Below are 11174 nucleotides of genomic sequence, written 5' to 3' on the forward strand. Positions count from 1 at the left end.
GCAGCCCATCGTCATGACCACCATCGCCATGGCGGCGGGCATGGTGCCCTCGGCGCTGGCGCTCGGCGAGGGCGGCGCCTTCCGCGCGCCCATGGCCATCGCGGTGATCGGCGGCCTCATCGCCTCCACCGTGCTGTCGCTGGTGTTCGTGCCGGCGGTGTTCACCGTCATGGACGACCTCGGCCGCCTCACCGGCCGTCTGCTCGGCCGCTTCGTCGGCGGCACCGACGAGCCGGAGGCGCCCGCCGGGACCCAGGCCGGAACGCCGGCCCGCCCGCACCTGCACCATGCCGCCGAATGAGCGGTCCGGCCTAAACCACAAGCGGGGCGCGGCTTTTCTTTTATCACCGCGCCCCAGTTGACTTGTTCGTCAAACCGAACGATGTTCTCCGCATCGAGGCCCGAGAACCTGCGGGTGATGCCCATGATGTGCCGCTGCTGCTGTTGATGCCCTGCCCCGTTTCGGGGGTCCGGCCGCCGTGCAACCCGCACTCGCATCCCGCCCTTTGCTTGTCCCAGCTCTGCGACAGCCTGATACGTTAGTCCGCTCAAACGAACGTCCCTTGCTGTCAGACATGCCGGTTTAAGACCGGAGGTGAACGTGAACGCTCCGCTGTCTATCCTGCCGCCGCCGCCCGCCTCCGCGGGCGCCGCAGGAGCCATCCACCCCGTGACCGATACCGCCGCCGTCATCCGCTTCGAAGGTGTCGAGAAGACCTTCCCCGCCCGCAGCGGCTCTGGCGCCGTGTCCGCCCTCACGGACGTGAACCTGGCGGTGCCGGAAGGCGCCATCGTCGGCGTGATCGGGCGCTCGGGCGCCGGCAAGTCCACCCTCATCCGGCTGGTGAACGGGCTGGAGCGGCCCACCGCCGGGCGCATCGTGGTGGACGGCACCGACATCACCGCTTTGTCCGAGCGCGGCCTGCGCCAGGCGCGCCGCTCCATCGGCATGATCTTCCAGCACTTCAATCTGCTGGCCCGCCGCACCGCGTTCGAGAATGTGGCGCTGCCGCTGGAGATCGCCGGCATCCCGGCGCGCGAGATCAAGAGCCGCGTCGAGCCCCTGCTCGACCTCGTCGGCCTCGCCGACAAGCGCGACCGCTACCCGGCGGAACTCTCCGGCGGCCAGAAGCAGCGCGTCGGCATCGCCCGCGCGCTGGCCACCCGGCCGCGCGTGCTGCTCTCGGACGAGGCCACCTCCGCGCTCGACCCGGAGACCACGAACCAGATCCTGGCGCTGCTGCGCAAGGTGAATGCGGAACTGAAGCTCACCGTCCTGCTCATCACCCACGAGATGGCGGTCATCAAGGCGGTGGCCGACCGTGTGGCGGTGCTGGACGGCGGCCGCATCGTCGAGGACGGCTCGACCTTCGACATCTTCGCCCGGCCGCAGCACCCCACCACGCGCTCCTTCCTCTCGGCCTTGACCGGCTCCACCCTGCCGCCGCATCTGGCCGACCGGCTGAAACCGGCCCATACGCCCGGCGCCGAGGCGGTGGTGCGCATCGTCTTCACCGGCACCCACGCCACCGACCCGGTGCTGTCGCGGGTGTCGCGGCTGCTGTCCATCGACATCAACATCATCCAGGCCCAGGTGGACGACATCGCCGGCCAGCCGTTCGGCGTCATCGTGGTGTCACTGCCCGGCGACGCCGCCACCGTGGCCGGCGTGACCAACGCCATCGCGCGCCTCGGCCTTGCCTCGGAGGTGATCGGCTATGTTTCCTGAGATCCTCTCCCCCGCCATCGTCGACCTGCTGATCGAGGCCACCCGCCAGACGCTCTACATGGTGGCCATCTCCGGCCTCGTCGGCACGCTCATCGGCCTGCCGCTCGGCGTGTTCCTCGCCACCAGCCGCTCCGGCGAGCTGTTCGCCGCGCCCTGGCTGAACCACACCCTCGGCCTGGTGGTGAACGCGGCGCGCTCCACCCCCTTCATCATCCTGGTGGTGGCCATCATCCCCTTCACCCGGCTCATCGCCGGCACCTCCATCGGCACCAATGCCGCCATCGTGCCGCTGACGGTGGCCGCCGCCCCCTTCATCGCCCGGCTCATCGAGGCGGCGATCCGCGAGGTGGACCAGGGGCTGGTGGAGGCCGCGCGCGCCATGGGCGCCTCGCCGTTGCAGATCGTGCGCAAGGTGCTGCTGCCGGAAGCGCTGCCGTCCATCACGCTCGCCCTCACCCTCGCGGTGGTCAGCCTGCTCGGCTACTCGGCCATGGTGGGCGCGGTGGGCGGTGGCGGCCTCGGCGATCTCGGCATCCGCTTCGGCTACCAGCGCTTCATGCCGGAGGTGATGGCCGCGGTGGTCATCGTCCTCATCGTCCTCGTGCAGGGCGTGCAGAGCGTCGGCGACCTCTTGGCCCGCCGCCTCGACAAGCGCAATCGCGGCTGATCCCGCGTCCCCGTTCCCTTTTCCCGTAAGGAGTTCGCCTCATGTCCTTCCGTCCCGCTCCCGTGCGGAGCCTCGCCCTAGGCCTTGCGCTCAGCCTCGGCATCGGCGCCGCCGGCGCCGAGACCATCAAGGTCGGCGTCACCCCCGGCCCGCATGCGCAGATCCTGGAAGCGGTGAAGCCCATCGCCGCCAAGCAGGGCCTCGACATTCAGATCGTGGAATTCTCCGACTATGTGGTGCCGAACGTGGCGCTCGATTCCGGCGAGCTCCAGGCGAATTCGTTCCAGCACCAGCCCTACCTCGACAACCAGGTGGCGGACCGCAAGTTCAAGATCATCTCCGTGGCCACCACGGTGAACTTCCCGATCGGCATCTATTCCAAGAAGTACAAGACCTTCGACGAGGTCCCGGTGGGCGGCTCCGTGGCCATCCCGAACGATCCGACCAATGGCGGGCGCGTGCTGCTGCTGTTGCAGGACAAGGGCATCATCAAGCTGCGCGACGGCGTCGGCTTCAAGCCCAGCGTCGCCGACATCACCGGCAACCCCAAGAAGCTGAAGATCATCGAGATCGACGCCGCCCAGCTGCCGCGCTCGCTGCCCGACGTGGACGCCGCCGGCATCAACACCAATTTCGCCAAGGAAGCCGGTCTCGACCCGGTGAAGGATCCGATCCTGCGTGAGGATCCCAAGGGCCCCTACGTCAATGTCATCGCCGTGCGCGCGCAGGACAAGGACAAGCCCTGGGTCGCGGTGCTCGTGAAGAGCTACCAGTCGCCCGAGGTGAAGCAGTTCATCCAGGACACCTTCAAGGGCGCCGTACTGTCGAGCTGGTGAACCGGGGCTGCCCCTTCACCATACGGACGGCCTGAGCCTTGCGGTTCGGGCCGTTCTTTTTTCCGGCCGGCCGCGGTCCGGGCCGCGCGCCTCAGGCGCCGGCGCCGAGGCGGGCGACCACGCCTTCGCGGGCGGCGGCGATGAGCTTGCGGTAGTCGGCTTCCTTCGGCTCGTCGAGCACCTGCTCGAACGTCGCCATCAGCGACCACAGCGCCGCCACCTCGGCAGGATGCTCCAGCAGGTCGCGCACGCCTTCGGCGTCGTGGCGGTCCAGCAGGCGCGCCAGCAGGTCGAAGACCACCAGCGCCACGGAATGATTGAGGGTGAGCACCACCTCGCCGTCCGGCGTGGTGAGCGCATCGGTCAGCGGCTCGCGGCGGGCGGGGGCGGATGGGGGGGAGAGCGGTGCGGACATGGGGGCGACCCTGTTTTCGGCGCGCAATCGCCACTGCATAAAGCTTCAATGTGTCGCCGTGGCGACAGGGGCCGGCCACCCGCCTTAGCGGGCCGCCCGCCTGGGCTTCGGCCGCGTGTCGGCTGACCCCGGGCCGTCCGCCTCCAGCACGCCGCCGGCGCCGCCCGCCGCCTTCCGGCGCGTGGCTTTCAGAACCTGCTCCACCTTGCCGGCCGCGGCCTTGGACGCCCGCGCCTCGGCGACGGCGGCATTGCTGCCGGTGGCGGCGGACACCACCTTCACCTCGACGGTGTCGTCGCCGGTTTCGGGCGGGCAGCTCTCGGGGTTGCAGATCTCCTTGATGGTGCGGTTCACCGGCTCCACCTCGGCGCCCTCGTCGGCCTCGCCGCGCGCCCGGTCGGCGAGGCGGGCGTATTCCGCCCGCAGCCGGTCCAGCGTCTCCTCGTCCAGATCCTCCAGGTCCAGCAGCGCCTTGCGCGGCCCCTCGGTGCGCGCGATCAGCTCGTCCAGCTTGATCTGGAGCGCCGCCGTGTCGCGGTTCTGGCTGTTCTGGATCAGGAACACCATCAGGAAGGTGATGATGGTGGTGGAGGTGTTGATGATGAGCTGCCAGGTGTCGTTGAAGCCGAACAGCGGCCCGGTGGCGCCCCAGATGGCGATCACCGCCACCGCGCCGATGAAGGTGACCGGCTTGCCCGCCGCCTTCGACACCGCCTGCGATACCCGCGTGAAGAAGGGACGCGGCGCGGGGCCCTGGGAGAGTTCGGGTTCCTGCTGACGCTGGGGCATGATGATACTCCGGAATCGATCGCTTCAGGGAACGTCCCGCCGCGCACAAGGTTCCTGTGTGGCAACGCTCACGCCCGAGGTTTCCATGACTGTCCAGATGATCCTGCTGCCGCTGTTCGTTCAGGTCGCCCTCACCTTCTTCGTTCTGTTCCTGACCGGCGCCCGGCGCATGCGGCCCATCCGCGAGCGGACGGTCGGGCCAGAGGCGGCCCTGGACGACAGCTGTTTCCCGCCTCCGGCGCGTCAGGCCGCCAACAACCTGCGCAACCAGTTCGAAGTGCCGGTGCTGTTCTATGTGCTGACCGTGCTGGTGCTGCTCACCCGCAAGGCGGACCTCGTCTTCGTCATCCTCGCCTGGGTGTTCGTGCTCTCGCGCATCGTCCATGCCTGCGTGCACTGCACTTCGAACGACGTCCGGCTGCGCTTCTCCGCCTATGGGGTGGGCGCCCTCGTCCTGCTGGTCATGTGGGTTCTGTACGCGCTCGCCATCCTGCTCAACGTGTGAGCGGGGCACAGCTTCCATTGACAGCGGCGGCGCGGCGACGGAGGAGTGCGGCGGAAGGAGACGCGAGGATGGATGATCCGGCCCGCCACGTGGCGCAGGTGGAAGGCAAGGCGATCCTGTTCGTCATGGCCACCACGTTCGAATACGGACCGCATCTGGCCGCCCGCATCGACCCGCTCATCACCGGCGTCGGCCCGGTGGAGGCCGCCGCCGCCGTGGGCATTGCGCTGAGCCGCCTCGCCGCGCACGGCGCGATGCCGGACCTCGTGTTCACGCTGGGCTCGGCCGGCTCGCGCTGCCTCGACCATGCGGGCGTCTATCAGGTGGCCAGCGTCGCCTATCGCGACATGGACGCCTCCCCGCTCGGCTTCGAGAAGGGGTGCACGCCCTTCCTCGACTGCCCCGCCGTCATCCCGGTGCGTCCGCAGATCCCCGGCCTTGCCGCCGCCAGGCTCTCCACCGGCGGCGGCATCATCTCCGGCGCCGCCTATGACGCCATCGACGCCCATATGGTGGACATGGAGACCTTCGCCGTGCTGCGCGCCGCCGCCCGCTTCCATGTGCCGACCATCGGCCTGCGCGGCATCAGCGACGGCAAGTCCGATCTGGCGAAGCTCGAAGACTGGACGGAATATCTCCACGTGATCGACGAGAAGCTCGGCCACGCCCTCGACCATTTCACCGCGCAGCTTGCGAGCGGCGCCCTGTCCCTGGTGCCGGAACCGGCCTGAGGTCTCCCGACCCTCGCCCCGCCGCCCGTCCTCCCCGCAAGATACCGGAAATCCCGTGACCCCTGCCGCCCGCCTGTCCGCCGCCATCGAGATCCTCGGCGACCTCATCACCCGCCGCCGTCCGGCCGGCGACGCCATCAAGGACTGGGGGCTGGCCCACCGCTTCGCCGGCTCCGGCGACCGCGCCGCCTTGTCCGGCCTGGTTTTCGATACCCTGCGCCGGCGCGCCTCGTGCGCTTATGTCATGGGCTCGGAGGAGCCTCGCGCCCTGCTGCTGGGCATGCTCGCCACCGTGCGCGGCCAGGATGTCGAGGCCATCGCCAAGCTGTGCGACGGCGCCCGCTTCGCCCCTGCGCCCCTCACCGAGGACGAGCGCGCCCGCCTCGCAGCCCCCAATCTGGACGGCGCCGCCCCCTGGGTGCGCGGCGACTATCCGCAATGGCTGGACGGCGAGCTGAAGGCGGTGTTCGGCGAGGATCGCGTGGAGGAAGCCGCCGCCCTCTCCGCCCGCGCCCCGCTGGACATGCGCGTCAACACGCTGAAGGCCAAGCCCGAGGACGTGTCCGCCGAACTCGCCCACCTCTCGCCCGAGCCCGGCCGCTGGTCGCCGCTCGCCCTGCGCATCCAGCTCGGCGCCGACGGCAAGCAGCCCCCCCTCACCTCCGAGCCCGCCTTCGCCAAGGGCGAGATCGAGGTCCAAGACGAAGGCTCGCAGATCGCCGCCATCCTCGCCGCCCCCGTGCCCGGCTCGCAGGTGCTGGACCTGTGCGCGGGCGCCGGCGGCAAGACGCTGGAGCTGGCCGCGCTGATGGACAACAAGGGCCAGCTTTATGCGCACGACAGCGACGTGCGGCGGCTGAAGCCCATCCACGAGCGCCTCCAGCGCGCCGGCGTGCGCAACGTACAGATCCGCGCCCCGCGCGGCCCCGTGGACGTGCTGGCGGACCTGGAAAACCTCATGGACCTGGTGCTGGTGGACGCCCCCTGCACCGGCACCGGCACCTGGCGCCGCAACCCGGACGCCAAATGGCGCGTGCGCCCCGGCGCCCTTGCCGAGCGCACCGCCGAGCAGGCCGCCATCCTGGAGCAGGCCACGCGCTTCGTGCGGCCCGGCGGACGGCTCGCCTACGTCACCTGCTCGCTGCTGGAAGCGGAGAATGCGGCGCAGATCCGCGCGCTCCTCGCCAAGCGGCCGGACTTCTCCGTCATTCCCGCCACCGAGACGGTGCTGGCGCTGGGCAGCCGGGGCCTCGCCCTGCGCGAAGCGGCGCTGGACCTGCCCGAGGGCCTGCTGCTGACGCCCCGCCGCACCGGCACCGACGGCTTCTTCATCAGCGTGATGAAGCGGGCGGGCTGAACCGCCCGCATCGCCTTCCGGCCGGTCGGCACGCGATCAGGTGACCATATTGACACGTGATAAAAATGGCACCTATTCTCCGGACATGGATGCGGTCTTCGATGCCCTTGCCCATCCCATCCGGCGCGCGCTCCTCGACCGCCTTCGCGAGAAGGACGGCCAGACGCTCACCGGGCTGGAACGCGACCAGCCGCTGACGCGGTTTGGCGTGATGAAGCACCTGGCGGTCCTGGAGCGCGCCCATCTCATCGTCACCCGCAAGGTGGGGCGGGAGAAGCTGCACTATCTCAACCCCGTGCCGCTCCAGCAGGTCGCCGACCGCTGGATCTCCCGTTACGCCGCGCCCTTCGCGCGCACGATGAGCGACCTGTCCAATGCCGTGGAACAAGGGGCGAAGAGCATGTCCGCCAGCGGGCCGAAGCACATGTACGAGCACTTCCTGCGGGCTGCGCCTGAGGCGGTCTGGGCCATCCTGACCGACGATGCCAAGACCCCGCTCTGGCAGCATTTCAACATGACCTCCACCACCGAATGGCGGGTGGGCGGCGCCATCACCTTCTTCGTCGAGGGCCGGCCGATGATCGTCGGCGAGATCCTGGAACTCACCCCGCTCGTGCGCCTCGTGCACAGCTTCAGCGCCCGCTGGTCACCCGACGTCGCCGGCGATCCGCCCTCCCGCGTGACCTGGGAGCTTGCCGAAATCCCCGGCGGCACCCGGCTGACCCTCACCCATGACGCCTTTGGCGGCGACACCGCCACCAGCCGTGCCGTCACCGGCGGCTGGCCGGAATCCCTGTCGCGCCTCAAGACCCTGGTGGAGACCGGCACGCCCTTCCTCATGTCCGCCGCCGGCTGAGCCCGGCACGGACCGGCGGCGGGTCAGACTTCCGCGACGCCTCGCTTGAGGGAGGTGTCCTCCGCCATCAGGCGCTTCTTGAGCCGCACGATCCCCTCGCTCTGCAATTCGCTCGGGGCGGAATGCGCGGACGCGACCTGGTTCAGCATGGCAATGAGGTCCGTGCGCTCCTCCGGCGTCAGCTTTTGCCGCAGGAGGGGCGTCAGGACGTCCGCCACCTGGGAGAAGGGGTAACGCGGCTGCGTATAGCCCCAGGCCTGCTCGAAGGCGGCGGAGATGGCCTCAAGCCCCAGCGGATCTTCCATGAATTCGAGGATTTTGGTCTTCTCGCTGGCGGTGACCGGACTGCCCGTGCGCACGAGCTGGATCATCAGGATCACCGCCGCCAGACGCGGGTCGCGCACCCGCTCCAAGGGGGTACCGACGATGTTGCGGATGGCAGAGAGCGCGCGGCGCTGAGCCCCCTTCGTGTCGCGGTCGACGTCCTGCAATCCCTTGACCGTCCTGTGCATGTACACGATCCAGAACATGCCGGCGGCGAGAAGGCCGATCAGCCCAAAGAGAATTGGCATGGATCCCTCCTGGCGATGCCAAGGCAGGCTCCATGCGCCAGCATCCCGTGTCAAGCCGAGCCGGGCGCGACGGGCACGCAGGCCTGATCCCCTGCCCTGCGGCTTTTGTCTCCAGCGCTTTCCCGCTAAAGGAAGCGCTCATACGCCCCTCGCGCCGGAAAGCCTCACATGCACGACACCGTCCTCATCATCGATTTCGGCAGCCAGGTCACCCAGTTGATCGCCCGCCGGGTGCGCGAGGAAGGCGTCTATTCCGAGGTCGTGCCGTTCCAGAAGGCCGCCGAGGCCATGGACCGGCTGAAGCCCAAGGCGGTGATCCTCTCCGGCGGCCCGGCCTCGGTGATCGAGGGCGAGAGCCCGCGCGCGCCGCAGCAGGTGTTCGACGCCGGCATCCCGGTGCTGGGCATCTGCTATGGCGAGCAGGCCATGGCCGAGCAGCTCGGCGGCACGGTGGAAGCCGGGCACCATCGCGAGTTCGGCCGCGCCGAGGTGGAGGTGGTCAAGCCCGTCGCCCTGTTCGAGGGCGTTTGGCAGGAAGGCCAGCGCTACGTGGTGTGGATGAGCCACGGCGACCGCGTGACCCAGCTGCCCGCGGGCTTCGAGGTGATCGCCACTTCCGAGAACGCCCCCTTCGCCGCCATCGCCGACGAAAGCCGCAAGTTCTACGGCGTGCAGTTCCACCCGGAAGTGGTGCACACCCCGCAGGGCGCCCTGCTGCTGCGCAACTTCGTGCGCCGGGTGGCGGGCCTGGAAGGCGACTGGACCATGGGCGCCTTCAAGGACGCCGCCATCGCCAAGATCCGCGCGCAGGTGGGCGACAGGCGTGTGCTCTGCGGCCTCTCCGGCGGGGTCGATTCCGCCGTGGCGGCGGTGCTGATCCACGAGGCCATCGGCGACCAGCTGACCTGCGTGTTCGTCGACCACGGCCTGATGCGCCTGGGCGAGGCGGAGCAGGTGGTCTCGCTGTTCCGCAACACCTACAATATCCCCCTGGTCCATGTGGACGTGTCCGAGCTGTTCCTCAAGGAACTCACCGGCGTCACCGACCCGGAAGTGAAGCGCAAGACCATCGGCAAGCTGTTCATCGACGTGTTCGAGGCCGAGGCCAAGAAGATCGGCGGCGCCGACTTCCTCGCCCAGGGCACGCTCTATCCCGACGTGATCGAGAGCGTCTCCTTCACCGGCGGCCCCTCGGTGACCATCAAGTCGCACCACAATGTGGGCGGCCTGCCCGAGCGCATGAACATGAAGCTGGTGGAGCCGCTGCGCGAGCTGTTCAAGGACGAGGTGCGCGCGCTCGGCCGCGAGCTCGGCCTGCCGGAGAGCTTCGTCGGCCGCCACCCCTTCCCCGGCCCGGGCCTTGCCATCCGCTGCCCCGGCGAGATCACGCCCGAGAAGCTGGACATCCTGCGCAAGGCGGACGCCATCTATCTGGAGGAGATCCGCGCCGCCGGCCTCTATGACGTGATCTGGCAGGCCTTCGCGGTGCTGCTGCCGGTGCGCACCGTGGGCGTGATGGGCGACGGGCGCACCTACGACCACGTGCTGGCGCTGCGCGCGGTGACCTCCATCGACGGCATGACGGCGGACTTCTACCCGTTCCAGATGGACTTCCTCGGCCGCACGGCGACCCGCATCATCAACGAGGTGCGCGGCATCAACCGCGTCGTCTACGACGTGACCTCGAAGCCCCCGGGCACGATTGAGTGGGAATGATTCAGGGCCATCCGAACGCCGCCGGCTTCCCCCGAAAACTCCCTATAATACGCGGATATCGCTGAACAAAATATCCGCCATCTATCGCCGTCAATAGCGAGGAGAGCCTCGCTATTGACGGCGATAGATGGCGGCATGGCGACTCTTTTTGCTTCGGCAAATTGCATATAACGTCATGGCTTAGGGTCCGGTCTCTAGATCGACGATGGGATCGTCCTGCCCCAGTTCCCAGACGACGAACGCCGCGAGGAGCACCGCACTGGGAATGGCTCCTGCAAAGATCAGGGGTGAAGAGAACGAGTCGTACTGCTGCCCCTTGTCGAGGACGAGTTGCAGACACCCGAGCCCAAGAGCGAGCAGAGAGAAGCCGAAATAGTCGATCCTTAGCCCTGCACGCAGCTTCGCGGTTCGCGCGGCCACCTGTTCGGGAGGGTCATGGATCATTGCCAGCACCAGCAGGGTCAACACGATCCCGATCGGGACGTTGATGAGGAAGACCCAACGCCAACTGAAGCTATCGATGATCCAGCCACCGAGACTGGGCCCCATCGCCGGAGCCGGCACCAAGGACATGCCGCATATCGCGAAGGCCGTAATGCGCCCATGGGCAACTGTGTTGTTCAAGCCATCGCGATGGGTGCTCCTTTTCGGCTCATGGCGTTGATGATGACGAGGAGTTGGCGTGCGACGGCGACGAGAATGGTCTCGGATGCCTTGCCTTTGAGACGCATCCTGTCGCGCATAGCCGTGAGGGTTGGAACGCGGCGGGAGGCCGATAGGGCGGCGATGTAAAGGGCCTCTCGGACCTTTCGCCGGCCGCCCCAGATGCGCCGGGCCCCGCGCCATGTGCCGCTTTCGCGTGCATGGGGCGCAAGGCCGGCCAGAGAGGCGATGCGGCGGCGGCAGAGTGTTCCCAGCTCGGGCAGCTCGCCGAGCAGCGTGGCCAGCACCGTGGGACCGATGCCTGGCACGGCCGTCAGCAGAGCGGCCTGGGCCGAAAG

14 protein-coding genes are annotated in these 11174 nt (G+C 68.7%); 9 read left to right on the top strand and 5 right to left on the bottom strand.

From position 1 onward, the window contains the following. The 4 genes from YU1_RS31085 to YU1_RS0124715 all read left to right on the top strand — a co-directional run. Positions 1-301: efflux RND transporter permease subunit (locus YU1_RS31085; protein WP_035716675.1), on the top strand; the 301-nt coding region annotated here is incomplete at its 5' end. 300 nt (positions 302-601) lie between these two features. Then, positions 602-1729: a methionine ABC transporter ATP-binding protein gene (locus YU1_RS0124705; RefSeq protein ID WP_084540110.1), complete on the top strand. Its 1128-nt coding sequence runs from the start codon at positions 602-604 to the stop codon at positions 1727-1729. Next, positions 1719-2396, top strand: a complete 678-nt coding sequence (locus YU1_RS0124710; RefSeq protein ID WP_029006349.1) for a methionine ABC transporter permease — start codon at positions 1719-1721, stop codon at positions 2394-2396. The genes YU1_RS0124705 and YU1_RS0124710 overlap by 11 nt, the downstream gene beginning before the upstream one ends. Before the next feature lie 41 nt (positions 2397-2437). Further along, entirely contained in the window at positions 2438-3232 is a 795-nt protein-coding gene (locus tag YU1_RS0124715; protein ID WP_029006350.1) for a MetQ/NlpA family ABC transporter substrate-binding protein, read from the top strand. A gap of 91 nt (positions 3233-3323) precedes the next feature. On the opposite strand, the gene YU1_RS0124720 is transcribed toward YU1_RS0124715, so the two are convergent. Both YU1_RS0124720 and YU1_RS34960 read right to left on the bottom strand, forming a co-directional pair. Continuing rightward, positions 3324-3647, bottom strand: a complete 324-nt coding sequence (locus tag YU1_RS0124720) for a hypothetical protein (RefSeq protein WP_051357317.1) — start codon at positions 3645-3647, stop codon at positions 3324-3326. An 84-nt stretch (positions 3648-3731) separates the two neighbouring features. Continuing rightward, entirely contained in the window at positions 3732-4436 is a 705-nt protein-coding gene (locus tag YU1_RS34960) for a low affinity iron permease family protein (protein ID WP_084540111.1), read from the bottom strand. An 85-nt stretch (positions 4437-4521) separates the two neighbouring features. On the opposite strand from YU1_RS34960, the gene YU1_RS0124730 reads away from it, so the two are divergent. The 4 genes from YU1_RS0124730 (at position 4522) to YU1_RS0124745 (ending at position 7885) form a co-directional block, all read left to right on the top strand. Further along, positions 4522-4941 (top strand): MAPEG family protein, encoded by a 420-nt coding sequence (locus YU1_RS0124730; RefSeq protein ID WP_029006352.1) that lies wholly within the window; start codon positions 4522-4524, stop codon positions 4939-4941. Between the two features lie 68 nt (positions 4942-5009). Beyond that, positions 5010-5672, top strand: coding sequence for a 5'-methylthioadenosine/S-adenosylhomocysteine nucleosidase (locus YU1_RS0124735; protein WP_029006353.1), 663 nt, complete (start codon positions 5010-5012; stop codon positions 5670-5672). A 55-nt stretch (positions 5673-5727) separates the two neighbouring features. Further along, the gene (locus YU1_RS0124740; protein WP_029006354.1) at positions 5728-7029 is read left to right on the top strand and encodes an RsmB/NOP family class I SAM-dependent RNA methyltransferase; all 1302 of its coding nucleotides are present in this window, start codon (positions 5728-5730) and stop codon (positions 7027-7029) included. 49 nt (positions 7030-7078) lie between these two features. Next, positions 7079-7885, top strand: a complete 807-nt coding sequence (locus YU1_RS0124745; RefSeq protein WP_245263450.1) for an ArsR/SmtB family transcription factor — start codon at positions 7079-7081, stop codon at positions 7883-7885. 23 nt (positions 7886-7908) lie between these two features. Here YU1_RS0124745 and YU1_RS0124750 read toward each other — a convergent pair whose 3' ends face one another. Continuing rightward, positions 7909-8457, bottom strand: a complete 549-nt coding sequence (locus YU1_RS0124750) for a tellurite resistance TerB family protein (RefSeq protein ID WP_029006356.1) — start codon at positions 8455-8457, stop codon at positions 7909-7911. A 168-nt stretch (positions 8458-8625) separates the two neighbouring features. Between YU1_RS0124750 and guaA the strand changes: the two genes are divergently transcribed. After that, a complete protein-coding gene (guaA, locus tag YU1_RS0124755; protein WP_029006357.1) occupies positions 8626-10173 on the top strand; it encodes a glutamine-hydrolyzing GMP synthase in 1548 nt (515 codons plus the stop codon). A gap of 180 nt (positions 10174-10353) precedes the next feature. Here the strand turns inward: guaA and YU1_RS34575 are convergent, their stop codons facing one another. Further along, positions 10354-10797, bottom strand: a complete 444-nt coding sequence (locus tag YU1_RS34575) for an MFS transporter (RefSeq protein WP_280790726.1) — start codon at positions 10795-10797, stop codon at positions 10354-10356. After that, on the bottom strand, positions 10794-11174 hold a 381-nt coding region (locus YU1_RS34580), incomplete at its 5' end, for a transposase (protein ID WP_029006359.1). The genes YU1_RS34580 and YU1_RS34575, both read right to left, overlap by 4 nt.

The sequence above is a fragment of the Azorhizobium doebereinerae UFLA1-100 genome (assembly GCF_000473085.1).
Classification (GTDB): domain Bacteria; phylum Pseudomonadota; class Alphaproteobacteria; order Rhizobiales; family Xanthobacteraceae; genus Azorhizobium; species Azorhizobium doebereinerae.